We start from the raw sequence: 19,327 nt of genomic DNA on the forward strand, positions 1-19,327 counted from the left end.
TCGAGACCCGTAATGAATCAGCCAACGACGACTTTCAGCTTCGATGTGACCTCAGCAGACTTCGATAAACGCGTGATCGAAGCCTCTTTCGAGCAGCCGGTGTTAGTCGATTTCTGGGCCGAATGGTGCGCACCGTGCAAAGTGATGCTGCCGATCCTGGAACACATTGCCGAGGACTACCAAGGCGAGCTGCTGCTGGCCAAAGTCAATTGCGACATTGAACAGGACATCGTGGGGCGCATCGGTATCCAGACCCTGCCGACGGTGGTGCTGTTCAAGGAAGGCAAAGTCGTCGACGGGTTTCAGGAAGCACAGCCGGAGTCCGCTATTCGCGCCATGCTTGAGCTACATGTCGAAATGCCTGCTCCGGCCGCCGAAGACCCGATGGTTCAGGCTCAGGCGCTGTTTGCCGAAAGCCGTTTTGCCGAAGCCGAGGCGCTACTCAAACAGGTCCTGACCGAAGACAACACCCACGCCAAGGCGCTGATTTTGTATGGTCGCTGCCTGGCTGAGCGTGGCGAGCTGGCAGAAGCGCAAGCCGTGCTCGATGCTGTAAAAAGCGATGAACACAAAGCCGAACTGGCGGGCGCCAAGGCGCAATTGACCTTTTTGAGCCAAGCCAAAGACCTGCCCGATGTCGCGGACTTGAAAACCCGCGTGGCGCAAAACCCGCAGGACGATGAAGCCGCCTACCAACTGGCCATTCAGCAATTGGCCCGCCAGCAATATGAAGGCGCGCTCGAAGGTTTGCTAAAGCTCTTTGTGCGCAATCGCAGCTACAACGAAGGCATTACGCACACAACTTTGCTGCAAGTGTTCGACCTGCTGGGCAACGATCACCCACTGGTGACCACTTACCGCCGCAAATTGTTTGCAGCGCTGTACTAAATCCGCACATCAACACGCAGGCTGCGATCGCTTGATCTTAAAAAAGATCGCAGCCAGCGCCTACGCCAAGTCGGGCGTGCATCCTGCTGATTTATTCAACCCAGCTGTAAACCGGTGAGTCAGTGCCGCTGACCACTTTCACCTCGCTGCTGTGGCGCAATCGCACCAGCAAGCGCTTCCCGGCACCTGTACTGCCGGCCAGCGCTTGCAGTTGGGCGAGCAGTTGCGGGCCGGTCATCTGACCCGCCTGACGCAACAAATCCTTGGTCGCTTCCCACACGGCATCGTCTTGATTCGCAGGTTTGTTGGCAACTGCAACCGGGGCCGGTGCGTTAACGTTTAACTGCCCGCCCAGCTGCGCCCACTCCGCCTCATCCAGCTCTACCGTCAAATCCACTGGCCAGTCGCCAATTGTTCCGCGAATACGCACCATCACCCTGCTCCTGAAGTTTCATGAAGGCATGCTCCCACGCGTCTTGCGTAACGCCAAGCACACGGGCAAACTCTCGCAACATTGTTATAAGATCACATAACAAGCCATTCCCTCTTCCTAGCTGGAGTCATGCTATGCGCCGTTTGCTGCTTGCTTTGCCGTTTGCCCTGTTGCCGCTGGCTGTGGCGCATGCTGAGGACCACGATCACGAACACGGCAGCCTGGCGCCGCATGAACACGGCGTTGCCAGCTTGAACGTGGCGCTTGATGGTCAAACACTGGAACTGGACCTCGACGGCCCGGCCATGAATCTGGTGGGGTTCGAGCACCTTGCCAATACTGACGCTGACAAAGCCAAGGTCGCTGCCGCCCGCACCCAACTGGCCAATCCATTAGTGCTGTTCAGCGTGCCGAAAACAGCCGGTTGCACGGTCGATGAACAGGAACTCAACAGCCCGTTATTCGAGCCGGCCCCTGAAGAGCGCGTGAGTAAAACAGAGCATCACCACAGCGATATCGAAGCTCACTACGCGTTCACGTGCAGCCATCCTGAAGCCCTGAAAACCCTGGATCTGGCGCAGTTTTTCAAGACATTCCCCGCCACCCACACATTCAAGGTACAACTGATCGGCCCAAGCGGTCAGCAGGCCGTGCAAGTGACGGCCAAAGCAGCGACGCTCACGTTCTAAACGGGTACAGGCGCGAGCTTGCCTTGCGCCTCTAGGCCCTTCCATCACATTGCAGGCGACCCTGACTCCCCATGACCCATGCACTCATCGAACTGAGCGACCTGAGTTTTAATTGGCCGGGCCACCCCGTGCTGCTGGATATTCCTCAGTTCCGCCTGCAAGCGGGCGAAACCCTGTTCCTCAAAGGCCCCAGCGGCAGTGGTAAAACCACGTTACTGGGCTTGCTCGGCGGTGTGCAAAAAGCCAATAGGGGGACGATCCGTTTACTGGGCCAAGCACTCAGCGAACTCGGGGCGGGCGCACGGGACCGGTTTCGCGTCGATCACACCGGTTATATTTTTCAGCAATTCAATTTGCTGCCCTTTTTGTCAGTGCGCGAAAACGTTGAGTTGCCGTGTCACTTTTCCAAACTGCGCGCCAGCCGTGCCACCCAACGCCACGGTAGCGTTGATAAAGCGGCGCAAACCTTGCTCGCCCATTTGGGCCTTAAAGACCCCGCGTTGCTGGAGCGGCGCGCCGACTCGCTGTCCATCGGCCAGCAACAACGGGTCGCCGCCGCCCGTGCCCTGATCGGCCAACCCGAGCTGGTGATCGCCGATGAGCCCACCTCGGCCCTTGATGCCGATGCCCGCGAAGCGTTTATCCAATTGTTGTTCGCCGAATGCCGCGAGGCCGGGGCCAGCTTGCTGTTTGTCAGTCACGACCAGAGCCTGGCCCCGCTGTTTGATCGCAACCTGTCGCTGTCTGAACTCAATCGTGCCGCCACGACGGCAGAGGTCTGAGATGTATTTGTTTCGTCTTGCGCTGGCCAGCCTGGCTAACCGCCGTTTTACCGCGTTACTGACAGCATTCGCGATTGCCCTGTCTGTGTGTTTGTTGCTGGCCGTGGAGCGGGTTCGAACGGAGGCCCGCAGCAGTTTTGCCAGCACCATCAGCGGCACGGACCTGATCGTCGGCGCACGTTCGGGGTCGGTCAATTTGCTGCTGTATTCGGTGTTTCGCATCGGCAATGCCACCAACAACATCCGCTGGGACAGCTTTGAACACTTCGCCAATAACCCGAAGGTGAAGTGGGCAATTCCCATGTCGTTGGGTGACTCCCACCGCGGCTACCGGGTGATGGGCACCAGCGAGGCGTACTTTGAGCATTATCAGTACGGCCATCGGCAAAACCTTGAACTGGCTACTGGCCGCGCCTTTGCGACCGATCCGTTTGAAGTGGTACTGGGGGCTGAGGTCGCGCAGGCGTTGCACTATAAATTAGGCGACAAACTGGTGTTGGCGCATGGCGTCGCCGCCGTGAGCCTGGTCAAGCACGACGATAAACCGTTCACCGTGGTCGGCATTCTCAAGCGCACCGGCACCCCGGTCGACCGCACGCTGCACATCAGCCTCGGCGGCATGGAAGCCATTCACATCGACTGGCATAACGGCGTGCCTGCTCGCGGCGCAGGCCGCATTACGGCCGATCAGGCCCGCAACATGGACCTCACGCCGCAGGCCATTACCGCCTTTATGCTGGGGTTGAACAGCAAGATTTCGACCTTTGCCCTGCAACGTGAAATCAATGAATTTCGCGGAGAACCGATGATGGCGATTTTGCCCGGCGTGGCCCTGCAAGAACTCTGGAGCTTGATGAGTACCGCTGAAAAGGCCCTGTTTGTGGTCTCGTTGTTTGTGGTGCTGACCGGGTTGATTGGCATGCTCACCGCCATTTTGACCAGCCTCAACGAGCGACGCCGCGAGATGGCGATTTTGCGCTCAGTGGGTGCCCGCCCTTGGCACATTGCCACTTTGCTGGTGTTTGAAGCGCTGGCGTTGGCATTGGCTGGCGTGGTTGCAGGTGTGGCGTTGTTGTATGTGAGCATCGCCGTGGCCCAAGGCTACGTGCAGTCGAACTACGGGCTGTATTTGCCGTTGGCCTGGCCGAGTGAATATGAATGGACCTTGCTCGCAGGTATTCTGGCAGCCGCCCTGTTGATGGGCTGCGTGCCCGCCTGGCGCGCTTACCGACAATCGCTGGCCGATGGTCTGTCCATTCGCTTATGAGCCTGTGCCTATGAATCGCTCTGTATTGCCGCGCGCGCTGCTCGCACTGTTGCTGCTGGTGTCCGCTCCACTGTGGGCGGCTGAACCGAAGGAATTGACCTGGTCTGAGATGATCCCGCCGGATGCACCGCCCGAAGTGGCGGACATGGCGCCGATGCACGACCTGTCGCAACTGGGCAACCTTGATCCGGAGGCAGCACCCGCGGCCAAACAGGGCACGCCCAATGCCCCGGTGGTGCCTGCGCTGGACGGTCAGCACATCCGCCTGCCGGGCTATATCGTGCCGCTTGAGGTGAGTGAAGAAGGACGCACCACGGACTTTTTGCTGGTGCCGTACTACGGCGCCTGCATTCATGTCCCGCCGCCGCCGTCGAATCAGATCGTGCATGTCACCAGCAAAGTCGGGGTCAAGCTCGATGAGCTGTACCAACCGTACTGGATCGAAGGCGCGATGCAGGTCAAGCCCAGCACCAGCGAACTGGCTGATGCCGGTTACCAGATGGATGCGCAGAAAATCTACGTCTACGAACTGCCGGAATAGTCCCTCGTCGCCGTTGCCGACGGCGAGGTTCAATGGCCAAGGGATCGTAAACCCGAAGACTGCGGCGTCGCTCAAGCCCCCGTTAAAGACTTGGCAGCAGGGGGTATGTCAGCACTGCGTGGCTGGCTACAGAGTGAACGTTTGCGTGTTGGTTCACGAAATTTTCACAATTTTGTCGGTCTTCACCGTTTCATTGAGCTGGGTCAACAGAGGTGCGCAGGGCGCTCATTACCATTGGTTATATAAATTTTAAATATCCAATTGGAGCTCCCATGCACAAGTCTTTGCTCAGCGTAGCGGCCCTCGCCCTCGCCGTCGTTGCCCCGCTTGCTCACGCGCACACTGAAGGCGACATCATCGTCCGTGCCGGTGCAATCACGGTTAACCCGAAAGCCGACAGCTCCAGCGTTAAAGTGGATCAAGGTCCATTGTCGGGTTACGATCTGGGCGGCAAAGCAACGATGAGCAGCGACACCCAATTGGGTCTCAACTTTGCGTACATGGTCACCAACAACATTGGTATCGAATTGTTGGCGGCGACGCCGTTTGAGCATGACGTGAAACTCAAAGGCACCGGCCTTGATGCCGCCAACGGCAAACTCGGTTCCCTGAAGCACTTGCCGCCAACCTTGAGCGTTGTGTACTACCCGCTGGACTCCAAATCGGCGTTCCAACCGTACGTGGGTGCCGGTATCAACTACACCTGGATCTATGACGAACACGTCGGCAGCCGCGCCAATGCAGCAGGCTTCGACAACTTCAAAGCGAAAAACTCGTGGGGCATGGCGTGGCAGATCGGTGCTGACTACATGCTGACCGACAACATCATGATCAACGCCCAGGCGCGTTACATCGACATCGATACCCGCGCCACCGTTGAAAACAACGGCGTTGCACCGGGCACGCGAGCCAAGGTCAACGTTGATGTAGATCCATGGGTTTACATGGTGGGCCTGGGTTACAAGTTCTAAGCTACCGCCGCACACAAAAAAAGGCGCCTTTTAAGGCGCCTTTTTCAGATGCAGTGTTTGTTAACGCCCCAACAAGCGCGCCAGCCCTTCACTCATCGGCGTGATTTCGCCCAAGGTAAATCGCTGCAATAAACGGCTGTTGTCGGCACGCGAATGGCGGATGTCGCCGGAACGCGGCGGGCCGTAGCTGATCGGCGGCAACTGGCCGACAACGTCGCTCAGTGCGGTGAGCATTTGCTTGAGGGTGGTGGCTTTGTTCAGGCCCACGTTAACCGCGCCCTCTTCAACGTGTTCAGCCTCGACGGCCTGCACCAAAATGTTGACCAGGTCGCCCACGTAGACGAAATCGCGGGTTTGTTCGCCATCGCCAAAAAGGGTGATGGGCAGGCCTTTTTCAGCGCGTTCACTGAAGATGCTGATCACGCCCGAGTACGGCGAAGACGGGTCTTGGCGTGGCCCAAAGACGTTGAAGAAGCGAAAGATCACAGGTTCCAGGCCGTGCTGGCGACGGTAGAAATCCAAATAGTATTCGCTGGCCAGCTTGTCGGATGCATAGGGCGTGAGCGGTGCTTTAGGCGTGTCTTCGACAATCGACTCGCCTTCACCGTTGTTGCCGTAAACCGCAGCACTGGAGGCAAATACCACGCGTTTTACACCTGATTCACGCATGGCTTCGCACACGTTCAAGGTGCCGACGAAGTTGCTTTGGTGAGTGCGTACCGGGTCGTCTACCGAGGCTTGTACTGAAGCCACGGCGGCCAGATGCACAACGGCACGGCACCCGGCCATGACGCCGGCGACCAGCGCGGCATCTGCCACATCACCTTCAATCAGTTCTACGTTGGGATTGTCCAGGGGCAGGTTGCTGCGTTTGCCTGTGGACATGTCATCCAGGATTCGCACTGCGTAGCCCTTGGCCAGCAACGCGTCAACCAGATTGGAACCTATAAACCCGGCGCCGCCGGTGACGAGGATCGGGGCATCAGCCATGACGATAAAACCTGTCCAGTAGGATCGGGAGACCGGCACGCCAGGCGCGAGGTTTGATCCCGAAGGTGTGTAGGATTTTTTTACATGCCAGCACCGCGTGCTGTGGTTCTTCTGCGGCATCCGGCCGTGCGGCGTGCGCTTGTGGTGTAGGCGCTTCGATTGCCAGCGGATGCAGGTTCCGCGCCTCGGCCAAAATCGCCTGACCAAGCGCCAGCGGAGTAGTGGCCTCATGCCCGGCGTAGTGGTAGGTGCCCCACAAGGGTGCCGAACAATCCAGCTGCTTGAGCACCGAAATGATTACCCGCGCCGCATCATCGACCGGCGTAGGATTGCCGCGGCGATCATCGGCCATCAGCAACTCACCGGTTTTTTCAGCCTGAGCCAGAAAACGCCCCAGGGTACCATCCGGGCTGTCATCGAGCAGCCAGCCGAAACGCAGCAGCACGTGCTGCGGACAAATGGCCCGCACACTCTGCTCGATCCGCCACAGCGCCTGACCCCGCAACCCCAAGGGCACGGGTTCGTCTTTTTCGCTGTAGGCCGTGGCCCGCGAACCGTCGAAGACGCGATAACTGGAAGGTTGGAGCAAGGTGATGCTGTGATGCTGGCACAGTTCGGCCAACCGTTCGACGGCATGTTCCTGGGCAGCCAAGCGGGTTTCGCTGACTGACTGCGCCTGGAACCAGTCGAAGTAGTACGCAAGGTTGATAACGGCGTCCGGTCGGGTGTCGTCGAGCAGTTGCGTGAGACTCGCAGCGTCCCAGCCGTCTTGCGGCGGACGCGGGGCCAGGAAGTGGATGTCTTCCTCGGCACCCAGACGAATCAGCGCCTGCCCGAGAGCATTTCCGCCGCCCAATAACATAAGGCGCATTCGCATAGAGTGTGCAGGCTCAGTCTATTCAGAACGGTGATGTATACCAGAAAACCAACCGTGCAAGCCGTTGGCCATGATCAAGACTCCCGCATTTTGCGGGTTTATCAGCCTGTCGTCACTGACAAACTGCTCCTCAGGCTCGCAGCGGATCATTGCGACGATGGCGGCATATCGGTCAGCAATAGCGTAGACCGATGTGGCGCCCCGTCTGGCGCCGCAGATTGCGTCACTGCACTGACGGGGGCCAGCAGGGCCTGTGGATAGGTTTGCGCAAAATTAACGTCATCAGACTTATCCACAAGCTTTTTGAGCCGGTCATTGAACGCACGGGTAATGGTGCTTTGCGCACCGGACATGGTCCGAAATTGGGCCGTCACGGTGACACCATCCAGGTTCATGCTATCGACGCCAAAGACGGTCAATGAACCTTGCAAGCTAAGACTGAGCAACGGGTCATCGCTGATTTGTCGGCCAGCGTCGCGAATCAGGTCGGTGGCTTGGTCGATGTCCGTGGCATAAGTGAACTGCACCGAGAAGAAGGCGTAGGCAAATTGCCTGGAGTGATTGATGACTGCCTTTATCTGACCGAAGGGCACCGAGTGCACAAAGCCGCGGCTGTCGCGCAGACGCAAGGTGCGAATGGTCAAACCCTCGACCGTACCCGCGTGGTTGGCGTCTACCACGACCCAATCGCCCACTGAAATGGTGTCTTCGATGATGATGAAAAGCCCGGTAATGACGTCTTGCACCAACTGCTGAGAACCAAAACCGATCGCCAGGCCAATCACCCCGGCACCCGCCAGGAAAGGCGCAACGTTGACCCCTAAATTGGCCATCGTGGTAATGGTGCAGACCACCACCAGTATCACTTTGGTTGCATTGCGCATCAGCGGCAGGATGGTTTTGATCCGCGTACTCGGCTCACGGGCGCCGCGACGATTGGTAGTAGGTTGCAGCGCTTGCTGGATGGCGGTGTCCAGCACCACCCAGGTCAGCCAGGTGACTAATAAAATCAGCAGGATATGCCCCAGTGAATCGCTGATCACCCTGCCGGTGTTGCTGTCCGAGGCAAACGCCAGCAGAGAAAAGCCCCAGATTTGCGCCAGCAATTCGATAAAGGTGACCGCCAGAGCGATGCGCAATAGCGCATACAGCACGGTCATCAAACGCTCTTTATACGCGCCACTGCGTTTTACCTCGGTGTGGAAGCCGTGATGCAAAATCGTGCTCATGAACACGGTGGCGATCAACAAGCCGCACGTCAGCAATGCATTGCGCATCGTGCGCTCACTGCCCTCCCCCACGCCCAACAAGTCAAGCGCCGACACCAACAGCATCAGCAGGATCGGCCAGTACCACAGCACCGAAAAAATACGCAATGACTCTTGTAGCGCGGGCTGGCCCACACGCTGCGCCAACGCCCGGTCGCGAATCAGGTGTGCCACAGGGCGACGCAATTTAACGGCTAAAAAAGCAAACACTGCGCACGCCAGTAATCCCGTCAGCACCGACAAGCAACTCGCAATGTTGCCGCCGATTTGTCGAGCCATTTGCGGGCTATTCATGGCGTCGCTGAAGGCGGCAAAAAAACCGATCAAGAATAAGGGCCGTACAGAATATCGACGAATAATCTCTACCGCGTGTCGCTTGTGCCCTACATAAAACATCGCACTCAAGGACAGCACTAACGCGGTACAGAACACGCCCGCACTGCTGGCATACGAGAGGCTGAGGGCCAACGAGCGGCCAATGGAGTCTTGCAGCATGCGACTGGCATATAAGGTCAGCGGCAAGGCGATCAAAGCGGGCAGCAGGTAAGAAAGCGTGTTACGCGTCAATGTTTGCACACGCGGCCGTGGCCTGAGCCCACGGCTATTACATGCATGGCGAGCCAATACCCGCCCTCCCATGACCGCAGCGGCAAACACAGCCAGCCAGACAGCGGACAGCACCAAGAAGTCGCCTACACCACTCCAGGACGGATGCGACGCGACCTGTTCAACCAAAACACCGACTTCGTCCGCCGCTCGATCCGTGCGCAAACGCCACGCATCGAGCAGGTGCACGCTCATGCCCAGTTTTTCTTGCATCTCATCCATGCCCGCGCCCAAGGCTGCGAGCAAACCGCCGTCAACCAGCACCGGAGGCTTTCCATCAGACTCTTCAGCCTTGATTACGGAGGCCAGCGTGGGCGCTGCCTGCAAAAAGCCATTGCCGGTCAGCAGCAGGATGACCAGCAAACATACTGTTTTAAGAGAAGACAAAACCGGGGGAACCTCCTGAAAGTCTGTTATCAACTGATCGAAATGCGCCAGCGAAGTTCGAATTTCAGCCGCCATATCTATTTTTCTGAGTACAGCGTAGTCAATCACCAGGAAGTGTTCGCACATAAGGCGCAAAAGCATCTCACGCTGGATACAGATAAAAGCCGCATAGGTCGGGGTATCTGCCTGTACCTCAAGGCGCCAGCGCAGCCCCCAGCGCCTCAAGTAGAACGCTCACTTTAGGCTGGGCCTCTCGGCGCTTGAGCCACACCAGATTCACCGGCGACCCTTCGGTAGCCAAGTGCGCCAATACCTCCACCAGTTTGCCCTCTGCCAGTGGCTGCTTAACCAGCCAGGTCGGCAATTGAGCAATGCCATGACCTGCCAACACGGCGGCTACCTGCCCTTCTCCGTCACCCACTGTGAGGTGGGCAAGCAACAGCCGGCGCTCGCTGCCACCTTGCGGCCCCGCAAAATACCAAGGGTTGACCTGGCCATCTGCACGGCCATACATCACGCAGCGGTGGTGCTCCAGATCATGCGCAGTCTTGGGTGCTCCATGCTTGAGCACATACGCGGGGGAGGCGCAAAAAACCAGCCGTTCGGTCCCCAAATAGCGCCGCCCCAAGGTGGGCGGCCATATGTTTGAGCCACCAATGCGCACCACGATGTCGATATCCTCTTCAACCGGGTCCACATAACGATCAGAAAACGAGATGTGCGGCACTAACAGTTCATGCGCTTCAACGCAGCGCAAAATAACCCCGAGCGCATGCAGGCGCCCGTAGGCCGCCGGCAGGTCGATGCGCACTCGCCCCATGGGTTCAGTGTTGTGGGCATGAAGTGACAGCTCGGCCTCCTCCAGTTCACCCAGCACGTTGGTGCAGGTGCGATAGAACCTGACGCCCGCATCGGTCAGGGCCAGCCTGCGGGTAGTTCGATTAAACAGCCGGGTGTCCAACCGCGCTTCCAGACGGGTAATGGCTTTACTGATGGCTGAGCGAGTCACGTTCAGACGCTCGGCCGCCGTCGTGAAACTGCCGGTTTCAGCCACGCAGACAAACACATCCAGACCTTTCAACCGCTCAGAAGAAAACATGACACCTCTCCATTGGGTAATTAAATTCACACGATTGGGTATTTTATAGCCGCAATAAGAATAAATTTCTCCAATAAGCTGTCGCCCTGATTTCAATAGAGCGATGCAACATGCCTTCTTCACAGACCCCTGCTGCGGTCCACAGTCCATCTCAACCTCGAACCGGGGTACAGATTGCAATCATGGCGATTGCTGCCTTTGTGATTGTGACAACCGAATTTTTGATCATCGGCCTACTGCCCGCGCTGGCTCGTGACCTGGCCATTTCCGTGACTCTGGCGGGACAGTTAGTCACGTTATTTGCCTTCACGGTGATGCTGTTTGGTCCCATTTTGACAGCGCGGCTAGCGCACATTGATCGGCGCAAGCTGTTCACTTTCATCGTGCTGGTGTTTGCGGCATCCAATGCATTGGCAGCCGTGTCGGTCAATATCTGGGTCATGGCGATAGCCCGTTTTATTCCCGCGCTGCTGTTGCCCGTGTTTTGGGGCACCGCCAGCGAAACTGCTGGGCAACTGGCCGGCCCGGCGCATGCCGGCAAGGCCATCGCCAATGTGTACATGGGTATTTCGGCAGCGCTGGTATTTGGCATTCCGTTGGGCACGCTGGCCGCAGATGCTGTCGGATGGCGTGGCAGTTTTTGGATCTTGGCGGCGCTGTGCCTGTTGATCGCAGGACTGATGCTCACCTGCATGCCGACACTGCCTTCTGCGCCAAAACGCACCACGGCAAACAAACAAACACTGATCCTCAAAGACCCGCGCTTTATCGGCCACGTCGCACTCTCAATACTGACCTTTACAGCGATGTTTACCGCTTATACCTACCTGGCAGACACCCTTGAGAGCCTGGCTGGCATTGCGCCCCGTCACGTGGGTTGGTGGCTCATGGGCTTTGGTGCTGTAGGCATGCTGGGTAACCAGATCGGCGGGCGTCTTGTTGATCGCAGCCCGCTGGGGTCCAGTGTGTTGTTTCTGACATTACTGGCGGCCGGCATGCTGGCAGCCACTCCTCTCGCGTCACAGCACACGGGGCTGATTGTTGCGCTGGTGGTGTGGGGCATCGCCTACACGGCCCTGTTCCCGATCTGCCAGGTTCGCGTCATGCGCGCGGGCGCCAAGGCTCAAGCCTTAGCTGCATCCTTGAACATTTCGGCAGCCAATGCGGGTATCGGTTTGGGCGCAATCGTGGGAGGCCTCGGGATTCAGCACTATGGGCTCCAATCGCTGGGCATGATCTCAGCAGGCATTGCCGCGACGGCTATAGGCTTGGCCTTGCTGTTGATGCGACGCTCATAAACCGCGCAAATAAAAAGGCCGGTCACTGAGAAAGTGACCGGCCTTTTAAGCGTTCAGCGTGCGTGAGTTCTGCGACTAAGCACGTGCCTAGTGGGGCTCAGAACGGGATATCGTCATCAAAGCTGTCGAAATCCGGAGCAGGTTGCGGTGCCTGCTGTTGCGGCGCTGGGCGCGAATCGCGCTGTGGCTGCTGCTGTTGCTGTTGCGGCGCTGGGCGTTGAGCCTGCTGACGCGGGGCAGACTGCTGCTGTTGGTAGTTATTGCCACCACCCTGGTTTTGTTGGTCGCCCTGAGAACGGCCACCCAGCAGCTGCATGGTGCCCTGCATGTCGACCACGATTTCAGTGGTGTAACGCTTGATACCGTCTTTTTCCCACTCACGGGTTTGCAGCTTGCCTTCGATGTAGACTTGCGAACCTTTACGCAGGTATTCGCCGGCGATTTCAGCCACTTTGCCGAACATCGAGACACGGTGCCATTCAGTCTTTTCGACTTTCTGGCCAGTTTGCTTGTCAGTCCACTGTTCGCTGGTTGCCAGACTCAGGTTGGTCACGGCATTACCGTTAGGCAAGTAGCGAACTTCGGGATCCTGGCCGCACGTGCCGACCAATATAACTTTGTTAACCCCACGGGCCATAACGTTCTCCTAGGCTTCGCACGTCGGCGCTGGGTTAACCAACTGCTCGAGTGTCGCGCGATCCAATAGTTCGGTGTCCAATTTGATATAAATGGCAGCCTCTTCGGCTACCACCACTGCATCAGTGACTCCAGCAACAGCCTTCAAACGCTCGCTCAGGCCTGCTTCGCGAAGCGCCTCAGGCGATAACGGCAAGCGCACGCTTGTCACATACGGAGGTTCGCGCATGGTAACAGCAAAGGCGAGCCAGAGGGCAGCCAGACCTGCGCATCCAAGGAACACAACCGACAGACCGCCATGCTGAAATAACCAGCCACCGAGTATGCCGCCCAGTGCTGAACCGAGGAATTGGCTGGTGGAATAAACCCCCATCGCCGTGCCCTTGCCGCCCGCTGGTGACACTTTGCTGATCAGCGAAGGCAATGACGCCTCTAGCAGATTGAACGCGGTGAAAAACACCACCGTGCCGATCACTAAAGCGCGCAAGCTGTCGCCGAACTGCCAGAAGAATAGCTCAGTGAGCATCAACGTCGCGACGGCGCCGAGTAAAACTCGTTTCATTTTGCGTTTTTTCTCGCCGTAGATGATGAACGGGATCATGGCGAAGAAAGAAATAAGCAAGGCAGTCAGGTAGACCCACCAGTGTTGTTCCTTGGGCAAACCGGCTTTTTCAACCAGCGCCAGCGGCAAGGCTATGAAACTGGACATCAACATGGCGTGCAACACAAAAATGCCGAGGTCCAGGCGCAGCAAGTCTGGATGGCGCAACGTCGGTATCAAAGCCTGCCTGGCCACGCCGGATTCACGGTGCTGCAACGTACCGGTTGAGCGCGGCACCATGAACATGACGATCACAATCCCCACCAGAGCCATCGCGCCGGTGGCTAAAAACAAACCCGACAAACCGAATGCGCGGGTTAACAACGGGCCTACGACCATTGCCACGGCAAACGACAACCCAATGGTCATGCCGATCATGGCCATGGCTTTGGTGCGGTGTTGTTCGCGAGTCAGATCAGAAAGCAGAGCCATGACGGCAGCAGAAATGGCACCGGCGCCTTGAAGGACTCGTCCTGCAATCACGCCCCAAATTGAATCCGAGTTCGCAGCCAGTACGCTGCCCAAGGCGAAGACAATTAACCCGAGGTAGATCACCGGGCGCCGACCTATACGGTCAGAAATAACCCCGAACGGAATTTGAAAAAGCGCCTGAGTCAGGCCATAGGCGCCAATGGCCAGGCCAATCAAGGCCGGTGTAGCACCTGCGAGGTCCATCCCATAGGTCGCCAATACGGGCAACACCATGAACATACCAAGCATACGGAAGGCAAACACAAGGGCCAGACCGCTTGCTGCGCGGGTCTCGCTACCACTCATGCGTTCGCTATGGGGATCGTGCATGGAAAAACCTCGTGTGAACCGGCGGCGATTCTACCAGTCCCATCGTGTAACAGCACACACACGAGCGATGCGCGACGCTTTGTCACGTAAAAGTTATAAAGGCTGCTTAATGACATCGTGCCATTAAGGGCCTGCACAGCTTTCGCACAGCGCCGTATACTCATTCGTTTACGTAATGCCCGCCAAGCGAGGCCGCAGTGGACAAGATCCTGATACGTGGGGCACGAACCCACAACCTGAAGAACATCGACCTGACCCTGCCACGGGACAAACTGATCGTCATCACCGGACTGTCTGGCTCCGGCAAATCATCCCTGGCGTTTGACACGTTGTATGCCGAAGGCCAGCGGCGTTATGTCGAGTCACTGTCAGCCTATGCGCGGCAGTTTCTGTCAATGATGGAAAAACCTGACGTCGACACCATCGAAGGTCTGTCGCCAGCAATCTCCATCGAGCAGAAATCAACCTCGCACAACCCGCGATCAACTGTCGGCACCATCACTGAAATTTACGACTACCTGCGTTTGCTGTATGCCCGTGTAGGTATTCCGCGTTGCCCGGATCACGATATTCCCCTGGAAGCACAGACCGTCAGCCAGATGGTCGACTTGGTGCTGGCACAACCCGAAGGCAGCAAGCTGATGTTGCTGGCGCCGGTGATTCGTGAGCGCAAGGGCGAGCATTTGTCAGTGTTTGAAGAGCTGCGAGCGCAAGGATTTGTGCGTGCGCGGGTTAACGGCAAACTCTGCGAGCTGGATGAACTGCCGAAGCTGGACAAGCAGAAAAAACACACCATCGATGTGGTGGTTGACCGCTTCAAAGTACGTGCGGACCTGCAACAACGTTTGGCCGAGTCGTTTGAAACAGCCCTGAAACTGGCCGATGGTATCGCCTTGGTCGCGCCAATGGACGACGAGCCTGGCGAAGAAATGATTTTCTCGGCGCGCTTTGCCTGCCCTATTTGCGGGCATGCCATCAGCGAACTGGAACCCAAACTGTTTTCCTTCAACAACCCGGCGGGCGCTTGCCCGACGTGCGATGGTTTGGGCGTGAAGCAGTTTTTCGACATCAAGCGCCTGGTCAACGGCGATTTAACCTTGGCCGAAGGCGCCATCCGTGGATGGGACAGGCGTAACGTCTATTACTTCCAGATGCTCGGTGCGCTGGCCAAGCATTACGATTTCAGCCTCGAAGTGCCGTTCAGCGAGCTGCCTGCCGACAAACAGAAAGTCATTCTGTATGGCAGCGGTACCCAGAACGTTGACTTCCGTTATTTGAATGATCGCGGCGACATCGTTAAACGCGCGCACCCGTTCGAAGGCATCGTGCCGAATCTTGAACGTCGCTATCGTGAAACCGAGTCGGCGACCGTGCGCGAAGAGCTGGCCAAGTTTCTCAGCACGCAGGCTTGCCCTGACTGCAGGGGCACGCGTTTGCGCCGCGAAGCGCGCCACGTGTGGGTAGGCGAGAAAACCCTGCCTGCCGTAACCAATATGCCGATTGGCGATGCAACAGAGTATTTCAGCACGCTGAGCCTGACCGGCCGCCGTGGCGAGATTGCGGACAAGATTCTTAAAGAGATTCGCGAGCGCTTACAGTTCCTAGTGAATGTGGGCCTGGATTACTTGTCTCTGGACCGTAGCGCCGACACATTATCCGGCGGCGAAGCGCAGCGCATTCGCTTGGCCAGCCAGATTGGTGCGGGCTTGGTGGGCGTGCTGTATATCCTCGACGAGCCGTCTATCGGTTTGCATCAGCGCGATAACGATCGCTTGCTGGGCACGCTCAAGCACCTGCGCGACATTGGCAATACGGTAATTGTCGTCGAGCACGATGAAGATGCCATCCGGCTGGCGGACTATGTGGTGGACATCGGGCCGGGCGCGGGCGTACATGGTGGCCATATCGTTGCACAAGGCACGCCTGCCGAAGTCATGGCCCACCCTGACTCGCTGACGGGCAAATACTTGTCGGGCCGGGTGAAGATCGCAGTCCCTGCCAAACGCACACCGCGCAACAAGAAGCTGACCCTGTCGCTCAAAGGCGCGCGCGGCAACAATTTGCGCAATGTCGACCTTGAGATCCCGATTGGTTTGCTGACGTGTGTGACCGGTGTTTCAGGGTCAGGCAAGTCGACGCTGATCAACAACACACTCTACCCGCTCAGCGCAACGGCCTTGAACGGTGCTACCACGCTGGAAGCCGCCGCTCACGACAGCATTAAAGGTCTGGAGCACCTGGATAAAGTCGTAGACATCGACCAAAGCCCGATCGGCCGCACGCCGCGTTCCAACCCGGCGACGTACACCGGGCTGTTTACCCCCATTCGCGAACTGTTTTCTGGCGTGCCTGAATCCCGCTCCCGGGGTTATGGTCCAGGGCGTTTCTCGTTCAACGTGAAAGGTGGTCGCTGCGAGGCGTGCCAAGGTGATGGCTTGATCAAGGTAGAGATGCACTTTCTGCCTGACATCTACGTGCCGTGCGACGTGTGCAAAAGCAAGCGCTATAACCGCGAAACCCTTGAGATCAAATACAAGGGCAAGAGCATCCACGAAGTGCTGGAGATGACCATCGAAGAAGCCCGTGTGTTCTTCGATGCGGTGCCTGCCTTGGCGCGTAAGCTGCAAACGTTGATGGACGTAGGCTTGTCATACATCAAGCTCGGACAATCTGCCACGACACTGTCAGGCGGTGAAGCGCAGCGGGTGAAGCTCTCCCGCGAGCTGTCCAAGCGTGACACCGGTAAAACCCTGTATATCCTCGACGAGCCAACAACGGGCCTGCACTTTGCGGATATTCAACAGTTGCTGGATGTGCTGCATCGTCTGCGCGATCACGGCAACACCGTGGTGGTCATCGAGCACAACCTGGACGTGATTAAAACAGCCGACTGGCTGGTGGACCTCGGTCCTGAAGGCGGCTCCAAAGGTGGGCAGATCATTGCCACCGGCACGCCTGAAGACGTCGCTGAAATGAAGCAGTCACACACAGGCTTCTATCTGAAGCCGTTACTGATCCGCGATAAAGCTTAACCGCAACGTATGAAAAAGCCCCTGTCATCGTAATGATGACAGGGGCTTTTTACTGAGCCATCAGAACTGCGATTGCAGGTAGTTCTGAAGGCCGATTGACTTGATCAGGCCCAGCTGTTTTTCCAGCCAGTAGGTGTGATCTTCTTCGGTATCAGCCAACTGAATACGCAGCATGTCGCGGCTGACGTAATCCTTGTGTAGCTCGCACAACTCAATACCCTTGCACAGTGCAGCACGTACTTTGTACTCAAGGCGTAAATCTGCGGCGAACATGTCCGGTACAGAAGTACCCACATCCAAGTCATCCGGGCGCATACGCGGCGTACCTTCAAGCATCAGAATCCGGCGCATCAACGCATCTGCGTGTTGTGCCTCTTCTTCCATCTCGTGGTTGATACGTTCGTACAACTTTGTGAAACCCCAATCCTCATACATGCGGGAATGGACGAAATATTGGTCACGTGCAGCCAGCTCGCCGGTCAGCAACGTGTTGAGGTAATCGATTACTTCCGGGTGCCCTAGCATCGGCCCACATCTCCCTGCTTGAAAGGCTGTAGTTTGAACCAAGCCGACCCAGAGGTCACGGCTCAATCGCAATAAATACCCTCTTATGACGAGAAAAACAGGTTAAAAAACGCAAAAACCGCCCAATTGAGGGCGGTTCTGCTTCTCACTTAGAGTTAGTTACGCTGTACACCCAGCGCATTTGCAACACCGTCACCATACGCCTGATCGGCATTGTAGAAATGCTGAAGCTGACGCTCTACCACGTCGTCCGATACGCCGGCCATGGCGCCTGCAATATTGTTGATGAGCAAGGCTTTCTGCTCCTCATTCATCAAGCGAAACAAAGCGCCGGCATGGCTGTAGTAGTCGCTGTCTTCACGGTGATCGTATCGGTCCGCTGCGCCGCTCAACGCCAAAGGCGGCTCAGCGTACTGCGGCGCCTGCTTAGGAGCGTCTGCGTAGCTATTAGGCTCGTAGTTCGGCGCTGCCCCCCCATTGTTGCCATATGCCATCGAGCCATCACGCTGGTACGTGTGAACGGGTACACGAGGCGAATTAATCGGCAGGTGTTGGTGGTTAGTACCTACACGATAGCGATGCGCATCAGCGTAAGCGAACACACGACCTTGCAGCATGCGATCAGGAGACAGGCCTACGCCCGGAATCATGTTGCTAGGCCCAAAAGCGGCTTGTTCGACTTCTGCGAAATAGTTGAGCGGGTTGCGGTTCAACTCCAACTCGCCAATTTCTATCAATGGAAACTCTTTTTGCGACCAGGTTTTAGTCACATCAAACGGGTTTTCGTAATGTGCAGCGGCCTGCGCTTCGGTCATTACCTGCATGCAAACGCGCCATTTCGGGAAGTTGCCACGCTCAATGGCACCAAACAGATCACGCTGAGCGTAGTCAGGATCAGTGCCTGCCAAACGTGCAGCTTCTGCCGGTGGCAGGTTTTTGATCCCTTGCTTGGTTTTGTAATGCCATTTAACCCAATGACGCTCACCCGCAGCGTTGATCAAGCTGTAAGTGTGGCTGCCGAAACCGTGCATGTGGCGATAGCCATCAGGAATGCCTCGGTCAGAAAACAAGATCGTGACCTGATGCAGAGACTCAGGTGAGTGCGACCAGAAGTCCCACATCATTTGTGCGCTTTTCAGATTGCTCTGCGGCAGACGCTTTTGCGTGTGAATGAAGTCAGGAAACTTCAGTGGATCACGGATGAAAAACACAGGTGTGTTGTTGCCCACAATGTCCCAGTTACCTTCTTCGGTATAGAACTTGATGGCAAAGCCGCGCGGGTCGCGCTCGGTGTCGGCAGAACCGCGTTCACCACCCACGGTAGAGAAGCGCATGAATGTCGGCGTTTGCTTGCCAAGGGTATCGAACAGTTTGGCGCTGCTGAACTGGGTCATATCACGGGTCAGGGTGAACGTACCGTGCGCACCTGAACCTTTAGCGTGTACACGACGCTCTGGAATATTTTCGCGGTTGAAATGCGCGAGCTTCTCAATCAAATGGAAGTCATCGAGCAACAAGGGGCCGCGAGGACCGGCAGAACGAGAATTCTGGTTATCAGCTACTGGGGCGCCGCTGGCGGTGGTAAGCGTTTTGGTCTGGCTCATGCGTTTACTTCCTCAGTCAGTCTTGGTGCTGC

General features: G+C 57.1%; 17 protein-coding genes. 8 read left to right on the forward strand and 9 right to left on the reverse strand.

Annotated features, from left to right (window positions below; translation table 11 throughout):
* Positions 1–12: 12 nt before the first annotated feature.
* On the forward strand, positions 13–888 hold the full coding sequence (locus tag GYN01_RS07080) for a thioredoxin family protein (RefSeq protein WP_203306770.1): 876 nt from the start codon (positions 13–15) through the stop codon (positions 886–888).
* Positions 889–979: 91 nt separating this feature from the next.
* Here the strand turns inward: GYN01_RS07080 and GYN01_RS07085 are convergent, their stop codons facing one another.
* Entirely contained in the window at positions 980–1,321 is a 342-nt protein-coding gene (locus GYN01_RS07085) for a hypothetical protein (RefSeq protein WP_048362330.1), read from the reverse strand.
* 134 nt (positions 1,322–1,455) lie between these two features.
* On the opposite strand from GYN01_RS07085, the gene GYN01_RS07090 reads away from it, so the two are divergent.
* The 5 genes from GYN01_RS07090 (at position 1,456) to GYN01_RS07110 (ending at position 5,571) form a co-directional block, all read left to right on the forward strand.
* Positions 1,456–2,010, forward strand: coding sequence for a DUF2796 domain-containing protein (locus tag GYN01_RS07090; protein WP_203306771.1), 555 nt, complete (start codon positions 1,456–1,458; stop codon positions 2,008–2,010).
* 71 nt (positions 2,011–2,081) lie between these two features.
* Positions 2,082–2,792 carry an ABC transporter ATP-binding protein gene (locus GYN01_RS07095; protein WP_048362328.1) on the forward strand — a complete coding sequence of 237 codons (711 nt, stop codon included), beginning with the start codon at positions 2,082–2,084 and terminating at the stop codon, positions 2,790–2,792.
* Position 2,793: 1 nt separating this feature from the next.
* Complete coding sequence (locus GYN01_RS07100; protein ID WP_048401530.1) at positions 2,794–4,059, forward strand: ABC transporter permease; 1,266 nt, start codon at positions 2,794–2,796, stop codon at positions 4,057–4,059.
* Positions 4,060–4,069: 10 nt separating this feature from the next.
* Complete coding sequence (locus tag GYN01_RS07105) at positions 4,070–4,600, forward strand: DUF3299 domain-containing protein (RefSeq protein ID WP_048362326.1); 531 nt, start codon at positions 4,070–4,072, stop codon at positions 4,598–4,600.
* A 272-nt stretch (positions 4,601–4,872) separates the two neighbouring features.
* Positions 4,873–5,571 carry an OmpW/AlkL family protein gene (locus GYN01_RS07110; RefSeq protein WP_048401532.1) on the forward strand — a complete coding sequence of 233 codons (699 nt, stop codon included), beginning with the start codon at positions 4,873–4,875 and terminating at the stop codon, positions 5,569–5,571.
* Between the two features lie 60 nt (positions 5,572–5,631).
* Here the strand turns inward: GYN01_RS07110 and GYN01_RS07115 are convergent, their stop codons facing one another.
* The 4 genes from GYN01_RS07115 to GYN01_RS07130 form a co-directional block, all read right to left on the reverse strand.
* Positions 5,632–6,561, reverse strand: coding sequence for an NAD-dependent epimerase/dehydratase family protein (locus tag GYN01_RS07115; RefSeq protein ID WP_048362324.1), 930 nt, complete (start codon positions 6,559–6,561; stop codon positions 5,632–5,634).
* The gene (locus tag GYN01_RS07120; protein ID WP_082149383.1) at positions 6,554–7,438 is read right to left on the reverse strand and encodes a sugar nucleotide-binding protein; all 885 of its coding nucleotides are present in this window, start codon (positions 7,436–7,438) and stop codon (positions 6,554–6,556) included. The genes GYN01_RS07115 and GYN01_RS07120 overlap by 8 nt, the downstream gene beginning before the upstream one ends.
* 146 nt (positions 7,439–7,584) lie before the next feature.
* Positions 7,585–9,699, reverse strand: coding sequence for a mechanosensitive ion channel family protein (locus GYN01_RS07125; protein ID WP_203306772.1), 2,115 nt, complete (start codon positions 9,697–9,699; stop codon positions 7,585–7,587).
* 193 nt (positions 9,700–9,892) lie between these two features.
* Positions 9,893–10,798, reverse strand: coding sequence for a LysR family transcriptional regulator (locus GYN01_RS07130; RefSeq protein WP_203306773.1), 906 nt, complete (start codon positions 10,796–10,798; stop codon positions 9,893–9,895).
* Positions 10,799–10,908: 110 nt separating this feature from the next.
* Here GYN01_RS07130 and GYN01_RS07135 point away from each other — a divergent pair, with 110 nt between their 5' ends.
* Positions 10,909–12,096 carry an MFS transporter gene (locus GYN01_RS07135; RefSeq protein WP_048362321.1) on the forward strand — a complete coding sequence of 396 codons (1,188 nt, stop codon included), beginning with the start codon at positions 10,909–10,911 and terminating at the stop codon, positions 12,094–12,096.
* Positions 12,097–12,193: 97 nt separating this feature from the next.
* Here GYN01_RS07135 and GYN01_RS07140 read toward each other — a convergent pair whose 3' ends face one another.
* Positions 12,194–12,733 carry a single-stranded DNA-binding protein gene (locus GYN01_RS07140; RefSeq protein WP_203306774.1) on the reverse strand — a complete coding sequence of 180 codons (540 nt, stop codon included), beginning with the start codon at positions 12,731–12,733 and terminating at the stop codon, positions 12,194–12,196.
* Positions 12,734–12,742: 9 nt separating this feature from the next.
* Positions 12,743–14,134 (reverse strand): MFS transporter, encoded by a 1,392-nt coding sequence (locus GYN01_RS07145; RefSeq protein WP_048401537.1) that lies wholly within the window; start codon positions 14,132–14,134, stop codon positions 12,743–12,745.
* 197 nt (positions 14,135–14,331) lie between these two features.
* On the opposite strand from GYN01_RS07145, the gene uvrA reads away from it, so the two are divergent.
* Positions 14,332–17,166 carry an excinuclease ABC subunit UvrA gene (uvrA, locus tag GYN01_RS07150; RefSeq protein ID WP_059763673.1) on the forward strand — a complete coding sequence of 945 codons (2,835 nt, stop codon included), beginning with the start codon at positions 14,332–14,334 and terminating at the stop codon, positions 17,164–17,166.
* A gap of 60 nt (positions 17,167–17,226) precedes the next feature.
* On the opposite strand, the gene bfr is transcribed toward uvrA, so the two are convergent.
* Positions 17,227–17,691 carry a bacterioferritin gene (bfr, locus tag GYN01_RS07155; RefSeq protein ID WP_048362317.1) on the reverse strand — a complete coding sequence of 155 codons (465 nt, stop codon included), beginning with the start codon at positions 17,689–17,691 and terminating at the stop codon, positions 17,227–17,229.
* 155 nt (positions 17,692–17,846) lie between these two features.
* Entirely contained in the window at positions 17,847–19,295 is a 1,449-nt protein-coding gene (locus GYN01_RS07160) for a catalase (protein WP_203306775.1), read from the reverse strand.
* Positions 19,296–19,327 lie beyond the last annotated feature (32 nt).

The organism is Pseudomonas weihenstephanensis, from assembly GCF_016812185.1.
Classification (GTDB): domain Bacteria; phylum Pseudomonadota; class Gammaproteobacteria; order Pseudomonadales; family Pseudomonadaceae; genus Aquipseudomonas; species Aquipseudomonas weihenstephanensis.